This is a genomic window from Burkholderia sp. WTPI3 (assembly GCF_021483755.1).
In the GTDB taxonomy this organism is placed as follows: Bacteria; Pseudomonadota; Gammaproteobacteria; order Burkholderiales; family Burkholderiaceae; genus Burkholderia.
On the sequence record NZ_JAGIXF010000012.1, the window covers coordinates 41635 to 61143 of the forward strand.

The 19509-nt window shown below is 64.8% G+C and carries 16 protein-coding genes and 1 pseudogene; 5 read left to right on the forward strand and 12 right to left on the reverse strand.

All coding sequences use genetic code 11. From position 1 onward, the window contains the following. Positions 1-24: 24 nt before the first annotated feature. Genes panB through hda form a run of 6 tightly spaced genes read right to left on the reverse strand, consistent with a single transcriptional unit; the run spans position 25 to position 5110 of the window. Positions 25-840: a 3-methyl-2-oxobutanoate hydroxymethyltransferase gene (gene panB, locus J7024_RS09005; RefSeq protein WP_175750733.1), complete on the reverse strand. Its 816-nt coding sequence runs from the start codon at positions 838-840 to the stop codon at positions 25-27. 44 nt (positions 841-884) lie between these two features. Next, a complete protein-coding gene (locus J7024_RS09010) occupies positions 885-1571 on the reverse strand; it encodes a deoxynucleoside kinase (protein ID WP_175786834.1) in 687 nt (228 codons plus the stop codon). Next, the gene (folK, locus tag J7024_RS09015; protein WP_098549683.1) at positions 1568-2110 is read right to left on the reverse strand and encodes a 2-amino-4-hydroxy-6-hydroxymethyldihydropteridine diphosphokinase; all 543 of its coding nucleotides are present in this window, start codon (positions 2108-2110) and stop codon (positions 1568-1570) included. Before folK ends, J7024_RS09010 begins: the two co-directional genes overlap by 4 nt. Before the next feature lie 35 nt (positions 2111-2145). After that, a complete protein-coding gene (gene pcnB, locus J7024_RS09020; protein ID WP_124827064.1) occupies positions 2146-3681 on the reverse strand; it encodes a polynucleotide adenylyltransferase PcnB in 1536 nt (511 codons plus the stop codon). Between the two features lie 5 nt (positions 3682-3686). Continuing rightward, positions 3687-4364, reverse strand: coding sequence for an HAD family hydrolase (locus J7024_RS09025; protein ID WP_124827063.1), 678 nt, complete (start codon positions 4362-4364; stop codon positions 3687-3689). 11 nt (positions 4365-4375) lie between these two features. Next, positions 4376-5110 (reverse strand): DnaA regulatory inactivator Hda, encoded by a 735-nt coding sequence (gene hda / locus J7024_RS09030; RefSeq protein WP_216360933.1) that lies wholly within the window; start codon positions 5108-5110, stop codon positions 4376-4378. A 250-nt stretch (positions 5111-5360) separates the two neighbouring features. On the opposite strand from hda, the gene purM reads away from it, so the two are divergent. Then, positions 5361-6416 carry a phosphoribosylformylglycinamidine cyclo-ligase gene (purM, locus tag J7024_RS09035; RefSeq protein ID WP_124827062.1) on the forward strand — a complete coding sequence of 352 codons (1056 nt, stop codon included), beginning with the start codon at positions 5361-5363 and terminating at the stop codon, positions 6414-6416. A gap of 101 nt (positions 6417-6517) precedes the next feature. Here the strand turns inward: purM and miaA are convergent, their stop codons facing one another. Together miaA and mutL are read right to left on the reverse strand one after the other, a co-directional pair. Beyond that, a complete protein-coding gene (gene miaA / locus J7024_RS09040; RefSeq protein WP_124827061.1) occupies positions 6518-7492 on the reverse strand; it encodes a tRNA (adenosine(37)-N6)-dimethylallyltransferase MiaA in 975 nt (324 codons plus the stop codon). After that, positions 7489-9470, reverse strand: a pseudogene (mutL, locus tag J7024_RS09045) (DNA mismatch repair endonuclease MutL). Before mutL ends, miaA begins: the two are co-directional and overlap by 4 nt. A gap of 174 nt (positions 9471-9644) precedes the next feature. Between mutL and J7024_RS09050 the strand changes: the two are divergent. Then, positions 9645-10328: a DedA family protein gene (locus J7024_RS09050; RefSeq protein WP_124827059.1), complete on the forward strand. Its 684-nt coding sequence runs from the start codon at positions 9645-9647 to the stop codon at positions 10326-10328. 104 nt (positions 10329-10432) lie between these two features. Here J7024_RS09050 and J7024_RS09055 read toward each other — a convergent pair whose 3' ends face one another. Next, complete coding sequence (locus J7024_RS09055) at positions 10433-11245, reverse strand: mechanosensitive ion channel family protein (RefSeq protein ID WP_124827058.1); 813 nt, start codon at positions 11243-11245, stop codon at positions 10433-10435. Between the two features lie 234 nt (positions 11246-11479). Between J7024_RS09055 and J7024_RS09060 the strand changes: the two genes are divergently transcribed. After that, positions 11480-12262 (forward strand): SDR family NAD(P)-dependent oxidoreductase, encoded by a 783-nt coding sequence (locus J7024_RS09060; protein WP_124827057.1) that lies wholly within the window; start codon positions 11480-11482, stop codon positions 12260-12262. On the opposite strand, the gene J7024_RS09065 is transcribed toward J7024_RS09060, so the two are convergent. Then, complete coding sequence (locus J7024_RS09065; protein ID WP_234744986.1) at positions 12165-13265, reverse strand: hypothetical protein; 1101 nt, start codon at positions 13263-13265, stop codon at positions 12165-12167. The genes J7024_RS09060 and J7024_RS09065 overlap by 98 nt on opposite strands. Positions 13266-13478: 213 nt before the next feature. Then, complete coding sequence (locus J7024_RS09070; RefSeq protein WP_175786830.1) at positions 13479-13967, reverse strand: hypothetical protein; 489 nt, start codon at positions 13965-13967, stop codon at positions 13479-13481. Between J7024_RS09070 and J7024_RS09075 the strand changes: the two genes are divergently transcribed. After that, positions 13927-15987, forward strand: coding sequence for a capsular polysaccharide biosynthesis protein (locus tag J7024_RS09075; protein ID WP_425117642.1), 2061 nt, complete (start codon positions 13927-13929; stop codon positions 15985-15987). The two genes, J7024_RS09070 and J7024_RS09075, sit on opposite strands and share 41 nt — an antisense overlap. On the opposite strand, the gene J7024_RS09080 is transcribed toward J7024_RS09075, so the two are convergent. After that, complete coding sequence (locus J7024_RS09080; protein ID WP_175750728.1) at positions 15929-17314, reverse strand: capsule biosynthesis protein; 1386 nt, start codon at positions 17312-17314, stop codon at positions 15929-15931. The two genes, J7024_RS09075 and J7024_RS09080, sit on opposite strands and share 59 nt — an antisense overlap. 70 nt (positions 17315-17384) lie before the next feature. Between J7024_RS09080 and J7024_RS09085 the strand changes: the two genes are divergently transcribed. Beyond that, positions 17385-19475, forward strand: coding sequence for a glycosyltransferase family 2 protein (locus tag J7024_RS09085; protein WP_234744987.1), 2091 nt, complete (start codon positions 17385-17387; stop codon positions 19473-19475). Positions 19476-19509: the final 34 nt, after the last annotated feature.

A 19509-nucleotide genomic window follows, 5' to 3' on the forward strand; every position in this document is an offset into this window, starting at 1 on the left:
CGCGCCACGGCGCTGCCGGTCAGCTCAGAACGAGTGTTCCGGGGCTGGGAACGAGCCGTCCTTCACCGCGTGCACGTAAGCTTCGACGGCTGCCTGGATGTTCGGCTGGCCCTGCATGAAATCCTTCACGAAACGCGGACGCTTGCCGGGGAAAATGCCGAGCATGTCGTGCAGCACCAGCACCTGGCCCGAGCAGTCGGCGCCCGCGCCGATGCCGATTGTCGGCACGCGCAGCATGTGCGTGACCTCGGAACCGATGAGGGTCGGCACGGCCTCTAGCAGGACGACCTGCGCGCCGGCTTCCTCGACCGCGCGCGCGTCGCGCAGCAACTGCGCGGCGCCGGCCTCGGTCTTGCCCTGCACCTTGAAGCCGCCGAAAGCGTGCACCGACTGCGGCGTGAGGCCCACGTGCGCACACACGGGCACCGCGCGTTCGACGAGGAAGCGGATCGTTTCGGCGAGCCATTCGCCGCCTTCGAGCTTGATCATCTGCGCACCGGCGCGCATCAGCTTCACGGCGCTTGCAAATGCCTCGGCCGGCGTGCCGTACGTGCCGAACGGCAGGTCGGCCATGATCAGCGCGCGCGGCTGTGCACGCGCGACGCACGCGGTGTGGTAGGCGATGTCGTCGAGCGACACGGGCAGCGTGGTCGTATGACCCTGCAGCACATTGCCGAGCGAGTCGCCGATCAGCAGCACGTCGACGCCGGAGCGATCGAGCAGCGACGCGAAGCTCGCGTCGTAGCAGGTGAGCATCGCGATCTTCTCGCCGGCCTCGCGCATTGCCTGCAGCTTGGGCACCGTCACGGCAGGCCGGCTCGACTCCTGGAGATAGGTCATGGGAAATCCGGTTCGATAGGTGAAAAACGACAGGCGAGGACGCGTCAGCGCGTCGTCTCGCCCTTGACGAAGAATTCCTTGCGGCCGCGCATCGTGTCGATGCGCTCGATCAGCAGGGCGAGGTCTTCGGGGGAATCCAGCGGGTTCAGGTGTTCGGCCGCGACCGTCAGCACCGGCGTGCGGTCGTAGTGATAGAAGAATTCGTTGTACGCGTCGACGAGCGAGCGCAGGTACGCATCGCTGATCTGCAGTTCCATCGGCAGCCCGCGCTTCTGGATACGCGAGAACAGCACCTCGGGGCTTGCCTGCAGGTAGACGACGAGATCGGGCGCGTTTGCCTGCGGCACGTCGACGTGCGTCGCGATCGATCGGTACAACTGCCATTCGTCTTCCGGCAGGTTCAGACGCGCGAAGATGTCGTTCTTCTGCGGCATGAAGTCGGCGATGACGGGGCGGCCGGTTTCGAGCGCACCGATCAGCTCGTGCGCCTGCTGCGCGCGCTGCAGCGCGAACGACAGTTGCACGGGCAGCGCGTAGCGCGCGGTGTCGCGATAGAAGCGCTCGAGAAACGGGTTGTCCTGCGGGCGTTCGAGCAGCGTCTGCATCGACCAGCGCTCGGCGAGCAGGCGCGCGAGCGTCGTCTTGCCGACGCCGATCGGGCCTTCGATCACGAGGTAGCGATGCGGGGCGCGCAGGTCGGGCGCGGTGACGGTCAGCGGAGTCGGGTTCATCGGCAGGGGTTCTTGTCGGCGTCCGCGCCGGCGGCAAGGGCCTTCTGCATCAGGCATTGACAGGTCTGCACCTTCTCGACGCGCTGGTCCGCGACGGCGGCGAGATACGCGTCGGCGCGGCCACGCGCGGGGATGTCGAGCGCCGGCTCGATCTCGACGAGCGGCACGAGTGCAAATGCGCGATCGGTGAGGCGCGGGTGCGGGACGATCAGGTCGGGTTCGTCGATCGAATCGGCGCCGAACAGCAGGATGTCGAGGTCCAGCGTGCGCGGCGCGTTGCGATACGGGCGCTCGCGCCCGAAGTGATGCTCGATCTTCTGGCAGAGCGCGAGCAGCTCCCGAGCCGACAGCGTCGTGTCGAGCTTGACGACGCAGTTGTAGTAATCGTCGCCGCCCGCTTCGAAGGGCGCCGTGCGATACAGGCTCGATTTGCCGAGGATCGAGATGGTGCGCTGCTGCGCAAGGCACACCACCGCGTCCTTCAGGGTCTGGCGCGCATCGCCGAGATTCGCCCCCAGTCCGATATATGCAACCGTCATGGCATCACTTCCTACGTCGTTCGCCGGCGAGCGCGTCAGTCGTCGGAACCGCCTGCGGTGTCCGGCGCCTGCTCGGCTGCGCCTTCGTCCTGCTGGCGGTTTCGCGCGCCGCCGCGGCGGCGCCGCTTGCGGGGCGATTTTTCCTTCGAGCCGCCCTGCGTGAGGAGTGCCTCGCGCGCGGCTGCGTCGCCTTCGATGAAATCCGTCCACCACTGTCCGACTTCGGTTTCGAGCTCGCCGGATTCGCAGCGTAACAGGAGGAAATCATACCCCGCTCTAAACCTTTGGTGTTCCAGCAGCCGCATCGCGCTGCGGCCCGAGCGTTTTTCGAGGCGCAACTGCAGGCCCCAGATCTCGCGCATGTCGGCCGAGTAGCGCTTGTGGATCGCGAGTTTCTCGGTCTGCATGTCGAGCACGTCGTCCATCGCGCGATGGAGCGCCGGCACGGGGATTTCGCCTTCGGCCGTGTATTGCTCGAAGCGCTGGCGCATGTCGTGCCACAGCAGCGTCGCGAACAGGAAGCCCGGCGACACTGGCTTGCCGGCACGCACGCGCGCGTCGGTGTTGTTCAGCGCGAGCGTGATGAATTTCTCGCCCTGCGGCTGTTCGAGTACGACGTCGAGGAGCGGCAGCAGCCCGTGGTGCAGCCCTTCCTTGCGCAGTCGCTGCAGGCACGCGAGCGCGTGGCCCGACAGCAGCAGCTTCAGCATTTCGTCGAACAGGCGCGCGGCCGGCACGTTGTTGATCAGGTCGGCGAGCGCGTTGATCGGCTCGCGCGTGTGCGGCTCGATCTCGAAGCCGAGCTTCGCAGCGAAACGCACGACGCGCAGCATGCGCACCGGATCCTCGCGAAAGCGCGTGGCCGGATCGCCGATCATCCGCAGCAGACGGGCGCGCATGTCGGCCATCCCGTCGTGATAGTCGAGCACCGTCTGCGTCGACGGGTCGTAGTACATCGCGTTGATCGTGAAGTCGCGGCGTGCGGCGTCTTCGTGCTGTTCACCCCATACGTTGTCGCGCAGCACGCGGCCGCTCGCGTCCACCGCATGCGTGCGGCGGTCGAGCTCGTCGCGCTTGAGCCGCTTCGGCGGCTCGCTCGCGGCCGCCTCGGGCGGCGCGTCGACCAGCGCGCGGAATGTCGACACCTCGATCAGTTCCTGGCCGAACTGCACGTGGACGATCTGGAAGCGGCGGCCGATCAGGCGCGCGCGGCGGAACAGGCGCTGCACCTCGGTCGGCGTCGCGTCGGTCGCGACGTCGAAATCCTTCGGTGCGATGCCGAGCAGCAGGTCGCGGACGGCGCCACCGACGATGAATGCGCGAAAGCCCGCCTGTTGCAGCGTGTCGGTCACGCGCACGGCGTTCTTCGAGATCAGCGACGGGTCGATGCCATGCACGCTGGCCGGCACGACGGTCGGTTCGTGATTGCTGCGCGGCTTCTTCGCGGCGCTGCCGCGATGACCCTTCGCGGGGCGTGCAGCAGGAGCCGTTTCGTCGGCGGGGGCCACGGCGGGCGACGTTTGTTCGGTGCCGTCCTGGCCGAGCAGCTTGCGGATGAATTTTTTGATCACGACGTTCAGAAGAGATCGAGGATGCGCCAGCCGCGGTCGCTTGCATGCGCGCGCAGCGTGTCGTCGGGGTTGGTCGCGATCGGGTCGGTGACTTTCTCGAGCAACGGGATGTCGTTGTGCGAGTCGCTGTAGAAGTAGCTGTGTTCGAAGTCGCCCCAGTGCTTGCCGAGCGACGCGAGCCACGCTTCGGTGCGCACGATCTTGCCTTCGCGGTAGCTCGGCGTGCCCGTGGGCCGGCCAGTGTACGGCGAATCGGGATGTCCGTCGGTCGTTTCTACCTCGCATGCGATCAGCGTGTCGACGCCGAATGCGGCGGCGATCGGACGCGTGATGAATTCGTTGGTCGCGGTCACGACGCAGCAGAGGTCGCCAGCGTCGATGTGCTTGCGCACGAGCTCGAGCGCGGCGGGCGTCATTGCGGGCCGGATCACTTCATGCATGTACTGCTCGTGCCATTCGGCGAGCTGCGCGCGCGAATACTTCGCGAGCGGCGTGAGCATCGCGCACAGGTACGCATGGATGTCGAGCTGGCCGGCCTTGTAGTCGGCGAAGAACTGATCGTTCTGACGCGAGAAGCTTTCCGCGTCGACGATGCCGAGCTTCACCATGAAGCGGCCCCATTCGTGGTCGCTATCGGTCGGGATCAGCGTGTGATCGAGGTCAAAGAGTGCCAGATTAGTCATGGAAGCGCATTTTACTCGAAGCGGTTCGGGCCTGTGCCCGGCGGTGCGATGTCGTCGCCGGGACGGGCCAGCATCCGGCGCAGCAGCGGCAGCGTGACGGCGCGTTTCTGCTCGAGCGAGAAGCGGTCGAGCGCGTCGAGCAGCGCCATCAGGCTCGGCATGTCGCGGCGGAAATGGGTGAGCAGATAGGCGGCGATGTCGTCGGTGAGCGCGATGCCGCGCTCCTTCGCCGCGAGCTTGAGCACGGCGATCTTGCCGGCGTCCGACGGCGGCGACAGGTGGAACACGAGCCCCCAGCCCAGGCGCGTGCGCAGGTCCTCGCGCACGTCGAGCGCGAGCGGCGCCGCGGGGCCTGCCGCGACGAACGCGCTCGACGGGTGTGCGCGGACCTCGTTGAACAGGTTGAACAGCGCGACCTGCTGCGCGTCGCTCATCCGGTCGCAGTCGTCGATCGCGTAGATGCCGATGCGCGGGTCGAACGTGAACGCGCCGAGCGGGCTTTGCGGCGTCAGATAGCGCGCGTAGCCGTACGACGCGTCGCTCACGAGCGCCTGCAACAGGTGGGTGCGGCCGCTGCCGGGCTCGCCCCAGATGTAGAACGATCGATCCGGCACGGGCCCCGCCGCGAGCGCGAGGTCGAGCTTCTGAAGCCGCGAGACGAGCTCGTCGTTCTCCTCATTCATGATGAAGTTGTCGAACGTGGCGGGCGGCGGCGTGCCGAGATCGAGCGTCAGTTGACGGGACACAACAGTCACAATGCGGGTCGGTTGAAAAAACGCGTGCCGTACGCCGGGCACGCGCGCGGGGATGCCGTTCCGGGGTTTGCACGCGCGGCCGCACGCACGGCGGCACGCGGGTTTCGGCGCGGCTCGCGTAGCGTTGAAAACGGGGACGTGTCGACCAAGATGCAATCCCTGACGATTCGGTGCTGGGAATTCCGGCCAACGGGCCGGCTTCGGGTAAAATCGCATTTTACCGACCTTCTCGCATTCCCCCATGAATCCTCCGAAATCCGCTCCCGACGCTCAGGGTCTGTCCTACCGTGACGCAGGCGTCGACATCGACGCAGGCGACGCGCTCATCGACAAGATCAAGCCTTTTGCGAAGAAAACCCTGCGCGACGGCGTGCTCGGCGGCATCGGCGGGTTCGGCGCGCTGTTCGAAGTGCCGAAGAAGTACAAGGAGCCCGTGCTCGTGTCGGGCACCGACGGCGTCGGCACCAAGCTCAAGCTCGCCTTTCATCTGAACAAACACGACACCGTCGGCCAGGATCTCGTCGCGATGAGCGTGAACGACATCCTCGTGCAGGGCGCCGAGCCGCTGTTCTTCCTCGACTACTTCGCGTGCGGCAAGCTCGACGTCGACACGGCCGCAACGGTCGTCAAGGGCATCGCGCACGGCTGCGAACTGTCGGGCTGCGCGCTGATCGGCGGTGAAACGGCCGAAATGCCGGGCATGTACCCGGACGGCGAATACGACCTGGCCGGTTTCGCGGTCGGCGCGGTCGAGAAGAGCAAGATCATCGACGGCAGCGCGATCGCCGAAGGCGACGTGGTGCTCGGCCTCGCATCGAGCGGCATCCACTCGAACGGCTTCTCGCTCGTGCGCAAGATCATCGAGCGCGCGAACCCGGATCTGTCCGCCGATTTCCACGGCCGCTCGCTGGCCGACACGCTGATGGCGCCCACGCGCATCTACGTGAAGCCGCTGCTCGCGCTGATGCAGAAGCTGCCGGTCAAGGGCATGGCGCACATCACCGGTGGCGGCCTCGTCGAGAACATTCCGCGCGTGCTGCGCGAAGGCCTCACCGCCGAGCTGGACCAGAACGCATGGCCGCTGCCGCCGCTGTTCAAGTGGCTGCAGGAGCACGGCGGCGTCGCCGACGCGGAAATGCACCGCGTGTTCAACTGCGGGATCGGGATGGCCGTGATCGTCGCGGCGGCCGATGCCGACGCAGCGATCGCCGACCTGACGGCCGCCGGCGAACAGGTGTGGAAGATCGGCACCGTGCGTGCGAGCCGCGAAGGCGAGGCGCAGACGGTCGTGGTCTGACGCGCCGCACGCAACGATAGCGCCGCAACGCAAGCCGCCCGGAGTCGATCCGGGCGGTTTTTTTTCGGGCGTCGCTTGCGGGGTAGCGATCCGCGCGTGTGTCAGGTTGTTGCGCGGCCGTCCAGCACGCGTTCGAGCGCATCCAGCGCGTGTGCCGTCGCGTCCGGCGCGACGCAGTCGACCACGACCCGCTCGGGCATCGCACGCAGCCACGTGATCTGCCGTTTGCACAGCTGGCGTGTCGCGAAAATGCCCTTGTCGCGCATGGTTCGATAGTCGGTGTCGCCATCGAGGAATTCCCACGCCTGCCGGTAGCCGACGCAGCGCATCGACGGCAGGCCCAGATGGAGATCCTCGCGGCGGCGCAGCCGTTCGACTTCGTCGATGAAGCCCGCTTCGAGCATCGCGTCGAAGCGTTGTGCGATGCGTGCGTGCAGCACGGCGCGGTCCGACGGTTCGAGCGCGACCGGCACGAAGCGGTAAGCCGCGGCCGCATCGTCCACGGGGCGGGGCGCGGCGAGCAGCGCCGACATCGGCTGCCCGCTCAGCATGAACACTTCGAGTGCGCGCTGGATCCGCTGTGAATCGTTCGGTGCGAGGCGCGCGGCCGTCGCGGGGTCGACCTGCGCGAGCCGCGCATGAAGCGCCGGCCAGCCATCGCGCGCGGCCTCGGCATCGAGTTCCGCGCGCACCGCTGCATCGGCGGTCGGCAGGTCGTTGAGTCCCTGCGTCAGCGCCTTGTAGTACAGCATCGTGCCGCCCGCGAGCAGCGGCGTGCGGCCGCGCGCGGCGATCTCGCCGAGCAGGCGCAGCGTGTCCGCTCGGAAGCTGGCCGCCGAATACGCGTCGGCCGGGTCGATGATGTCGATCAGATGGTGCGGCACGCTCGCGCGCTCGTCGCGCGTCGGTTTCGCGGTGCCGATATCCATGTCGCGGTAGACGAGCGCCGAATCGACGCTGACGATCTCGATCGGGCGACGCGCGGCGAGCGCCAGCGCCGCGGCCGTCTTGCCCGATGCGGTGGGGCCGAGCAGGCAGGCGATCGTCGTCGGTTGGGTCCGTGGCGAAGCGTTCATTGCCCGCGCATGAAGAGGCGGTCGAGATCGTTCAGCGTGAGCTGATACCACGTTGGCCGGCCGTGATTGCACTGGTCCGCGCGTTCGGTCGCTTCCATCTGGCGCAGCAGCGCGTTCATCTCGTCGAGCGTCAGGCGCCGGTTCGCGCGCACCGCGTGGTGGCAGGCGAGCGTGCCGAGCAGTTCGTGCTGGCGCTCGGTGAGTACGCGCGAGCCGCCGAATGCGTGTAGATCGGCGAGCACCGCGCGCGCGAGCGACTGCAGGTCCGCATCCTTCAGCAGCGCGGGCACCGCACGGATCGCGAGCGTCGTCGGCGACAGCACCGCGAGGTCGAAACCGAGCGATTCGAGCGTGTCGCGCTCTTCCTCGACCGTGCCGATCTCGACCGGCGTCGCCGTCATCGATATCGGCAGCAGCAGCGACTGCACGGCCACCGAACGGTCGGCGAGCGCATTCTTGAACTGTTCGTACAGGATTCGCTCGTGGGCCGCGTGCATGTCGACGATCACGAGGCCGTGCGCATTCTGTGCGAGCACGTAGATGCCGTGGATCTGGCCGAGTGCGAAGCCGAGCGGCTGCTCGTCATGCAGGCTGGCGGCGATCGGCGATGCGGCGAAGCCCGGCAGCGGCGCGGCGGCGCGCCTGTCGAGATATCGTGCGCGACGCCGGTCGTGCCGTCCGGCGTGCCCGCGCCGGTATCCTTGCGGCCGAACAGTGCATCGTCGAGCGCGAGCGGCTGCGCGACGGGCAGCGTGCCCTGTGTCATGCGAGCCTGGCGCATCCACGTGTTGCCCGCCGACGATGACGACGACGAGAAGCCGCTGCCGCCCGTGCCGGTGGCTGCGCCCTGGCCGAGCGGCGTATTCAGGAACGACGCGGGGCCGGCGGGGGCCGGTTCGAGATGCGCGGCATGGCCGCCCGCGGTGGTTTCCGGCGACGCGCCCGCATGGCGGGCCAGTGCGCGCTGCACCGCGTGGAATACGTATTGGTGAATCGAGCGCGAATCGCGGAACCGCACTTCGATCTTCGACGGGTGCACGTTCACGTCGACGGCTTCGGGCGGCAGGTCGAGGAACAGCACGTACGACGGGTAGCGGTCGCCATGCAGGACGTCCTCGTAGGCTGCGCGCACCGCGTGCGTGAGCAGCTTGTCGCGCACGAAGCGGCCGTTGACGAAGAAATACTGCTGGTCGGCGCGGCCGCGGCTCGCGGTCGGCAGGCCCGCGCAGCCGTAGACGGCGAGCGGCCCGGCCTGCTCGTCGAGCGGCAGGTGCGCGGTGGCGAAGCTGTCGCCGAGGATCTTCGCGACCCGCTGTGCGGGCTCGGTCGCGTTCCAGTGCTCGACGGCCTTGCCGTTGTGCAGCACCGAGATTGCGACGTCCGGCCGCGCGAGCGCCGCGCGGCGGATCATTTCGAGGCAGTGGCCGAACTCGGTCTGCTCGCTTTTCAGGAATTTGCGGCGCGCGGGCGTGTTGAAGTACAGCTCGCGCACCTCGATCGTCGTGCCGACCGCGCCGGCCGCCGGCGACAGCGCGCCGGTGGTCGCATCGATCTTCATCGCGTGCGCGACGTCGGCCGTGCGGCTCGTGATCGACATCTCGGCGACGGATGCGATCGACGCGAGCGCTTCCCCGCGAAAACCCAGCGTGGCGACCGCTTCGAGCTCTTCGAGCGAGCGGATCTTGCTGGTCGCGTGGCGCATCAATGCGAGCGGCAGCTCGTCGGGCGGAATCCCGCAGCCGTCGTCGGTGATCGAGATGCGCTTGACGCCGCCTTCTTCGAGGACGATGCGCAGTGTCGTCGCGCCGGCGTCCATCGCGTTCTCGAGCAGCTCCTTGACGACCGATGCCGGGCGTTCGACGACCTCGCCCGCGGCGATCTGGCTGATCAGCTGGTCGGGCAGGGGCTGGATCGCGCGCAGCGGGCGCGGAGCAGGGGCGGGCGCGGCGCCCGCTGCCGTTTCGGTGATTTCGGACATGGCCGAATTATAGCGAGGCGGCGGATGCGTGCCGGCGTGGCCGACGGTTACGTTTTTTCACGGAGCCTTAAGGTAGTTTCGGTATGATGACTCCGTTTTGCGCGCCGCCTTGCGCGGCGGGCACTTTCCGCTTTTTCCGGCCGTTCCGGCCCTTTCGCCTTCGAGGAATCGCATTTGGATACGCTGCTTCATTTCGTCAATCTGGTCCTGCACATCGACGCGTTCCTCGGCGATTTCATCCGGCAGTACGGCGCATGGGTGTATCTGGTGTTGTTCCTGATCGTGTTCTGCGAGACCGGGCTCGTCGTGTTGCCTTTCCTGCCCGGCGATTCGCTGCTGTTCATCGGCGGCGCGTTCGCGGCGACGGGCGACATGAACGTTGGCGCGCTGATCGTGCTGCTGCTGGTCGCGGCGATTTCCGGCAATACCGTGAACTACCTGATCGGCCGCTGGATCGGGCCGAAGGTGTTCAATACCCATATCCCGGTGCTCGAGCGCTTCCTCGATCGCGCCGCGTTGCAGAAAACCCACTCGTTCTACGACAGGCACGGCGGCAAGACCATCGTGCTCGCGCGCTTCATTCCTGTCGTGCGCACGTTCGCGCCGTTCGTCGCGGGGGCGTCGTCGATGAGCGCCGCGCGCTTCCAGCTGTTCAACGTGCTCGGCGCGGTGTTCTGGGTGCTGCTGCTGGTGCTGCTCGGCTACTTCTTCGGCAATATCCCGTTCATCCGTCAGTACCTGAACGTGATCGTGCTGGCGGGGATCGGCGCGGCGATCGTGCCGGTCGTGCTCGGCGGGCTGTGGAAGATGGTGCGCGGGCGCCAATCGGGCGGTACGCAGAAGACGGGCGGCCGCTGAGGCGGCGTATTTCCCGTCGGTCTTCGGCGCAATAAAAAAGCGTGGCGGTTGCCACGCTTTTTTTTCGTCCTCGCGATTCCGGCAATTGCCGGCGGGCGGTGCCGTCACGCGTTGCGGTGCGAGATCGGCGTTTCGGGCGTCGGGTATTGCGCGTCGCGGAACGTCTCGAGTATCACGCGGTTGGTATCGCAGTACACCTGCCAGTAGTTCTCCGGCTGCGTCGACGGGCGAACGAACAGCAGCGGGCCCTCCGGCGTGAATTGCAGCACGCCGACGTCCGGGGCCGGCACTTTCATCACGTTCGGGATCGACTGGATCTGCGTCTTCAGGCGGTCGATCGCATCGGCCGCATCGACGCCGTTCGCGATCTTCGCGGTCAGGTCGACCCGGCGGTGCGGCGTCGCGCTGTAGTTCGCGATGTTGTCCGAGAAGATCTTGTTGTTGCCGACGATCGTCACGACATTGTCGGCGGTGATGATCGTCGTGCCGAACAGGCCGAGTTCCTTCACCGTGCCGGTGACGCCGCCCGCGCTGATCACGTCGCCGATCTTGAACGGGCGCAGCACCTGCATGAACACGCCGGCCGCGAAGTGGGCGAGCAGGCCGCCCCAGGCGGTGCCGATCGCTAGACCGAGACCGGCGAGCAGCGCGGCGAACGACGTGGTCTGCACGCCGAAGATCTGCAGGATCGCGAGGATCAGCAGGATCGTCAGCAGCACGCCGACGACCGAGGTCAGGTAGTCGGTGAGCGTCGGGTCGACCTTGCCGCTGCGGCGCACGACCTTGCCGAGCAGACGGGTGCCGATGCGGATCGCCCACCGGCCGACGAACCACAATACGATCGCGGCGAGGAGGTTCAGGCCGAAGTCGAGGCCGCGGGTCATCAGGAATTGCTGGGCGGTTTCCAGGTTCAGCATGGGAGCTCCTAAATGGAAAGGGGCCGGCTGGCGGCTTTTCGACGGATGGTTATAACCGAAGAGAAGGCGCTCGATGATGAAAGAGTGTTAAAGGCCGGGCGCGAAAAAGCCCGGATTTCGCGATTGTCGAGTGGGCGTTTGGGCAAAATATTCTATGAACGGTGCGCGCGTTCAGTGGTGCATATCGGATAATGCTGCCGAAATTATCACTATCCCAAGCCCTATTTCTCGATCATGGCGACACAAAAAAACGGGGTTCCGCGCTGCGTGCTGATTACGGGCGCCACGGGCGGCATCGGTTCAGCGCTGGCGCAGGAATATGCGCGAGCCGGCACGGCGGTGCTGATTCTGCACGGCCGCAAGACCGCGCTGCTGCAGCAAGTGAGCGATGCGTGCACGGCGCTCGGCGCGCGCGTCATCACGGCCGCATTCGACGTGCGCGACCACGATACGTTGCGCAACTGGGTCAGCGAAATGAGCGAGACCGAGGCGCCCGATCTCGTGATCGCCAATGCCGGGGTCAATATCAACACCGGGCCCGGGCATCAAGGCGAAGAGTGGGACGACATGCACCGTCTGCTGGACGTGAACGTCAAGGCCAGCATGGCAACCGCTCATGCAGCGATGCCCGCGATGCGCGCGCGCCGCGGCGGCCAGATCGCGCTGATCAGTTCCCTCGCCGCATGGCGCGGATTGCCCGAGACGCCGAGCTACAGCGCGAGCAAGGCTGCGGTGAAGGCGTACGGAGAGGCGATGCGCGACGGGCTGGCGGCCGAAGGCGTGAAGGTCAACGTGATCATGCCCGGCTATGTGGAGTCGCAGATGTGCTTCGATATGCCGGGCCCGAAGCCGTTTCTGTGGAAAGCGCCGAAGGCGGCGCGCGTGATCCGGCTCGGCCTGAGTACCAATCGTGCGCGAATCAGCTTTCCATTCCCGCTGAATCTCGGGTGTTTCCTGCTGGCAGGACTACATCCGGCCGTGTCCGGCTGGTTCCTGAGCCGGCTGGGTTACGAGTAAGCATGATTTGCTCGGGCGCGGTGTGGATGATCCCGATCGGCTGAGCGGTCGGCCGCTGCAGCAGTGCCTGTGCGGCCACGCGCAGCGCATGGAGGCGGGCCGGGTCGCCGGCCAGCGCGCATAGCGCTTCCACCCAGCTTTGCGGATCGTTGTCGAGCAGCAGGCCGTTCTCGTCGTGCCGGATCACCTCGTGATACGGGCCGACGGCGGCATACAGCCCCACGGCCCGGCAGCGGGCGATGTCGTAGGCCTTCACATGCGCGCGGGCGGCGTTGAATTCCGACGGCAGCAGCGGGGCGAGGCCGATATGGCCGTCCAGCAGGCGGCAATGGCCGCGGTAGTTGGCCCAGTCCATCGGATGCACGACCCGTGTGCGCGGCAGGCCGCGATACAGCACGTTCACCGCGTGCGAGCCGATCAGCTCGAAATGGACGTTCGAACAGCGCGCGAGCACTTGCGCCATGATCGGCTGCAGCCACGAAATTTCGGCTTCGTGCGCGGCGCTCCCGTGATAGAACACGAGGATCGGCGACTCCGCCGATGCGTTGCGCACCCGCTGCGTGCGCGCATCCTCAGGCAGCGCGCGCGGCGTCACGAGGGTGGCGGCGCGTTCCGGATAGCGATCGCGCAGCGCCTGCGTGGAAAACCAGTATTCCGTCGCAAGGTAGCGGATGTCCGCGGTATGCGCATGGCAGTACTTGCGGAGTTTTTTCACGTACGGCCGCGGCAAGCCGTTCCATGACCGCGGATGCAGCAAGTCGTCGTCCATGAAATAGACGATGCGTGCCAGTTGCACGCGATGAATGCGCAGCGCCCGCGCCCATCGCGCATTCAGATAGCGGATGATGATGACCGCCGTCCCCGGCGCGAGATCGCCCGGCTCCGGAACTGCGCTGTCCAGGTTCTTGTAGACGACCGGCAACCCGAGCTCCTGCAGGCGCGGGAGCACGTAATAATCCGTGGACGGATTTTCGCCTTGATGCAAAACCAGCCAGCGCTGCACCGCCGTGTTGTGACGGAGGTGAGACGGGCCGTGCGCCGATTTTCGGTATAGGAGCCTGCGCAACATCAGGATATTAAATACGTGTGGTTGGTCGGTGCGCGTCGTCGCAGCTCATGCGGAATCGGTCTCGACATGAGCGGCGACTTTGATCTCTCGGTGATTCGGGGATTCTAAAGACATTTGATTGTGTGTGCGTTACCGACGACGTCAAATTTATATGGGGTCATCGTCGTAACGATTTAAATCCGTAAAGCCGCGGCGTTGATGCGCGACGCGTGACGCGGCTGCCGTGCGTGTCTCCACGGGCCGGCCAGCGGCGCGAAGGCAGCTTCCGAGCGAATAAACCGGATTTTCCGCGGCTTCGAGCGGCAGCCCGTTAAAATACCGGCCACGAGCCGGCCGGGTAGAGGCGAACCGTGGACAAGTACAATGCGATTGCGTCAGCGGCGTGAGGAAATGCGCGACGATCGCGTGAATTGCGTTCACGATGAGCGTCGCTGCCGCCGTCGTCGGGTTGAGTGAACCGACGCGCGACTGCCGCTCGACATGAAGAACCCCATGAGCACACCGATATTCCATTATTCCGGCTTCGCGGCAAAACCCTCCGCTTTCGGCAATTGCCGGATCGCGCGGGTGCTTGCGGCCATATTTGTCGAGGCTCGTGTCTTTGACTGATTTTTCCGTCGCCCGGGGCGAAGTCACCGGACAGGCGCGGCCCGATGCGTTGGCGGGTTCGCTGCCGACTATCTATACGCAGGCGCCGGGCGTGCACCGCATCCCGACGCTCGCCGCGCTGCTCGACGATTTTCAACTGCACTACCGGTCGGTCGGCCAACCGGTCGCCGGCGCGGGCGTGCTCGCCTGGGGGCGCCGTCCGAGCGCGCTGGCTGCGCAGCGCTATGCGCAGAAGCACGGTCTCGCCGTCTATCACATCGAGGACGGCTTTTTGCGCTCCGTCGGACTCGGCAAGGACGATCCGCCGCTCGCGATCATTTTCGACGATGTCGGGCTTTATCTCGATGCGAGCCAGCCGTCGCGGCTCGAGTCGCTGATTGCGCAGCCGCTGCGCGACGACCAGATCGTGCGGGCTCGCGCACTGGCCGCGGCATGGCGGGATGGCCGCGTGTCCAAATACAACCATAGTCGCGATCTGGGAAGGGCATTGCCCGATGATTGTGTATTGGTCGTGGACCAGACGCGCGGCGATGCATCGATTTCCTGCGGTCTCGCCGATGCCGCCAGCTTCCACCGGATGCTGACGGCCGCACTGCACGAGCATCCCGATCGCACGATCCTGCTCAAGGTCCATCCTGACGTCGTGTCCGGCCGCAAGCACGGCCACTTCGATCTCGACGCGGTGCGCGCGATGCCGCGCGTGCAGGTGCTGGACGACAACGTGCATCCGGCCAGCCTGCTGCCGCTGGTGCACGAGGTGTATACCGTCACGTCGCAACTCGGCTTCGAGGCGCTGATGTGGGGATTGCCGGTGCGTGTCTTCGGCATGCCGTTCTATGCGGGCTGGGGGCTGACGCGGGACGCGCTGCCGGCGCCCGCGCGACGCGGTGCGGCCACGCTGGAACAACTCGTTCACGCGGCGCTGATCGATTACTGCCGCTATGTCGATCCGGAAACCGGCAAGCGTTGCGAGGTCGAAACCGTGCTGGCATGGCTGGCGCTGCAGCGCCGGATGCGACAGCGATTCCCCGTCGACATCGATGCGCTCGGCTTTTCCGGCTGGAAGAAGGACTACGTGCGTCAATTCTTCGGCGGCAGTGCCGTTCGCTTTCGCTGGCGTGTGCCGAGGGCGATCGACCGCGCCGTTGCCACATGGGGGCGCAAGCTCGACGACCGGCTCGCGCCCGCGCTACCCGCAACGCAAAAGGTCATCCGCGTCGAGGATGGCTTCGTGCGCTCCGTCGGCCTCGGGGCCGATCTGACTCGTCCGCTGTCGTGGGTGCAGGACGACGTCGGCATCTATTACGACGCCACACGGCCTTCGCAGTTGGAAACGCTGCTCGCGCAAACCGTGTTCGCGCCCGAACTGCTCCAGCGCGCGGCGGTCTTGCGTCAGGCCATTTGCGACGCGGGCATTACCAAATACAACCTCGGCGGACACGCGAACTGGGTTCGTCCGGAGGGCAGGCGCGTGATTCTTGTGCCTGGACAGGTGGAGACCGATGCGTCGATCCGCTTCGGTGCGTCCGGCATTCGCGGCAATATGGATCTGTTGCAGGCTGTGCGTGCCGCCAATCCCGATGCGTATCTGCTGTACAAGCCGCACCCGGACGTGATGGCCGGCCTGCGCAAGGTGGGGCGAGGGGAGGACGACGCGGCGCAGTGGTGCGACGAGACGATAGGCTCGGTGTCGTTTCACCAGTTGCTCGGCAGCGTGGACGAAGTCCATGTGCTGACGTCGCTGGCCGGATTCGAAGCGCTGTTGCGCGGCGTGAAGGTGGTGACCTATGGGCAGCCGTTCTATGCGGGCTGGGGAGTGTCGCACGATGCGGGATTGACCGAACCGGTGCGTCAGCGGCGCAACCGTGCGCTGACGCTGGACGAACTCGTTGCCGCCGCGCTGATTCTGTATCCCACGTATGTCAGCCGAACGACAAGACGCTTCACCACGCCGGAGCGTGCGCTGCAGGAACTCGTCGAATGGCGTGCTACGCCGCGGGTGCCACGTTGGCGACACTGGGTTGCACGGCTGTTTCGGGAGGCTTAGCGACCGGGCGCGTACCGGCCGGCTCGATGCCGCTGCCTTTCAACGAATCGAAGATCGGAACGTTTGACCGCAGCGCGCGATCGAGGCGCGGCGGCGGATCGACAAAGGCGCCGTGGCCGTTCACCTCGTCTTTCATCACGCGGCGCACGATTTCGACGCACGCTGCATCGCGGCCCGCACGGTTGTAGAACGAGCCGTGAATCTGGACGGTGGCGGCAATCGCCGCCACGAAGTCGTTGAGCAACGGCTTGTTGACGCGCTCGGGCCTGGCCCAGAACGTTTCCAGCGAACCCTGGTGCGTGAGCCCCGCAATGTCGTACATCGCCATGCCGAGCACTTTCACGGGGCAATTGGCGCGCAACGCATGCAGGCCCACGGTGGAATTCACCGCAATGACACCCTTGCTGTGCTTGATCGTGCGCTTGAGATCGCAGTCCGTCACGGCAATGACGCGCGACGCCACGTCGTAGCGTTTTGCCGTGCGCGCGACGAATTTTTCCCAGCGCTCCATGCCATTGTCGAGCGGATGCAGTTTGACGATCAGTGAGCCGTCCTGCGGAGCATGTTGTGCGAACGACGCAATGACTTCCTCTATCACTTGCCGCTGATCGCTATAAGCGGAATTGGCGCGCAACTGGTAATCGGCCTGCATCTGGAGCGCGAGCATCCAGTAACGAGCGCCCGAGTGGCGCAATACGTCGGCGGCGGCGACTCGCGCGGGCTCGTTCAGGCGCTGGCCGACCATGCGCGGCAGCCAGCGCAGATAGTCCAGTAATGGCAGGTAATACTTGTCGGTGCGATAGAGCGGGAAAAAATATGGCACGAGCGAGGTCAGGAGGTTATAAAGCACCTCGTTGAACGCTTCCTGCCCGAAACTGTGCGAATAATGCTTGGTGTCCGGCTTGAATGGTCCGACACGGCGGGCAATTGCGCGGATCGCCTTCGGGTCGGTGGGGAAGTGTGACAGCGTGCCCATGCCGCCCCGCTCGAGGGTGAGCCAGTCGGGGCGCAAGTAGCCGAATTCGATCGAGTACGTGCGAATGCCGAGCGACTCGGCGACTTCGCGCGCGACCGCGTGGTAGGGCAGGCGGTCGGCAAAGTACATGATGTCGGTGATCTCGTGGCGCACCAGATAGTCGCGCAGGAAATCCGCCCAGCGGCTAAAACGGCCTCGATAGTTGACCGCACCCGGTTTGCGCCAGTACGCCCAGTCCCCCAGGGAAAGGTTGATCCGATGCGTGCGCACGAGCGCGGCATCGAAGTGGTCGCTTAACTGACGCCAGAAAAGCGAGGGAGGCCCCTGGAGAAATAGTATGGATCGGCGCATGTTTGATACTTCTAGGTTTTTCTAGTCTTCCTCTGGCCGTGAATTATAATCGCGGATCCCAAGTTGCGTCATGATTAAGACAGGTAGTGAAGAAGTGGCGGCTAAAATCGTTCATAAGGAGAATTGGCGTGCTGCCACGGCCTGGCTTGTAGAGGGCCAGGTGGTAGGTAATGTCAAGGCTTGCGTAGCGACTGTCGTGCTGACGATGCATGATGATCGCACGCACGCGTTAAAAGTCTTAATCAGCAGTAAGGGCCATATCCAGGAATTGGTCAAGACTGCCGCAGCCGTGCGGACTGTCCATTTGGTCATGGACAGCGATGCAAGCCCTGTTCACGTTCGATTCCTTCGGCATCGCCGCCTGAGTGCCGCAGAGTACCGCTTGCGGCAGTTCTGGCGGGCGGCGAACACGCTGTACAAGCAACCGCTGCAGCGTTGCGTCCGCGCAGGACTTACACCGATCACTCTTTTCCGCGATCTTGATCACGCATACGACGTGGCGTGTCGTTTTCGCGCGAACGTGTATCGCGAAGGTTACGCAGGGTGGTATCAGGAGTTCTATGCTATTACCCCTGCAGACCGGGCGTTGATGGCTCGTCGAGTGAAGCGTTGGCAATATTCACCAATATTTAATATTTCGCTGTGGGTGAGCCGGCAAACTACGCAGGCTGATATCGATGCGACGCAGGCCAGTTTACAGGCGCAAACATATCGGCACTTTACAGTCGAGGTGCGAGACGACTTCTCGGATGATTTAACCAGGTTGATTTCGACGCCGGTCGCCGAGAATTCCTGGCACCTCGTTATCCGCGCTGGAGCGACGCTCTCGGAGCAGGCGCTGTTTTGCCTCGCGGATGCTGTCATCAAGACACCCGATGCCGCTGTGGCTTATGCCGATCACGACGTCGTCGGTGTTGACGGCCAACTGTGTGATCCCGTTTTCAAGCCGGATTGGTCTCCCGAACTGTTGCGTTCCACTAACTATATTGGCGACGCCTTTGTCTGGAACGGCCGGTATGCAGATCGCTTGCAAGCACTTGGCGAGGGTGTGACAGATGCCAACGTGATGCACGCCTTGCTGTTGGCGCTGAGTGAACTCGGCTTGCCGATGGTTCACGTGCCCGCGCCGCTCTGGCATATGACCCCTCGGGATGAGCAGGATGATGGCGCGGGGACGGTTCGTGCGGTGGCCGCGCACCTGCGGCGCATGGGCGTGCCTGCGGAAGTCGAGAGCACGGGGCCGGGCCGTTGTCGGGTGCGTTATTCGGTAGCGGACCCGGCACCGTTGGTCAGCATCGTCATTCCTACGCGCGATCAGTTGGGGCACCTGCACCGTTGTATCTCCAGCGTGCTGGAAAAGACGCGCTATGGGCCGTATGAAATCCTCGTTGTTGATAATCAGAGCATCGAACCCGACACACTGGCTTATCTGCAGAGCTTGAAGCAAGTAGCCAATGTTCGGGTGTTGCCGTTTGATGAGCCGTTCAATTACTCGCGCATCAACAACATGGCGATCGCCAAGGCGAAGGGCGAGTTGGTGTGTCTGCTCAATAACGATACGGAGGTGATTTCGCCGGATTGGCTGGGTGAGATGGTGGGAGTGTTATCGAGTGCCGGTGTAGGCGCTGTCGGAGCCAAACTGTTGTACGGGGACGGTACGGTCCAGCATGCTGGCGATACCGTGGGACCCGGTGGATGTGCGAATCACTTGCATAGCGGGATCGGGAAGGACGAGCCGGGTTATTCGGGCCGGGCGCTGGTTGCGCAGGACTTGTCGGCAGTTACGGCGGCATGTTTGTTGACCCAAAAGTCTACCTATCAAGCGGTAGGTGGTCTCGACGAAATCCGTTTAAAGGTAGCTTTTAACGACGTGGACTATTGTTTGCGCATACGGGACATAGGGTTTCGTGTGGTGTGGACTCCGCATGCGGTGCTGTACCACCACGAATCAGTTTCACGAGGTAAAGAAGATGCACCCGCCCAGCGGCGTCGCTTTAAGGCGGAAATTAAGTATATGCGTAATCGCTGGAAGCATGTCATGGATCACGATCCTTTTTACAATCAAAATCTAAATTATTTGCAGGCAGATTTTTCCTTGGCGGCTATGCCGAATGTATTTCGTCCATGGATTATGAGAAGCGGGCTCGAGATGTTCTGGTAGAGACGTGATCTGCATGAGGCGTGCAGCGAAAATT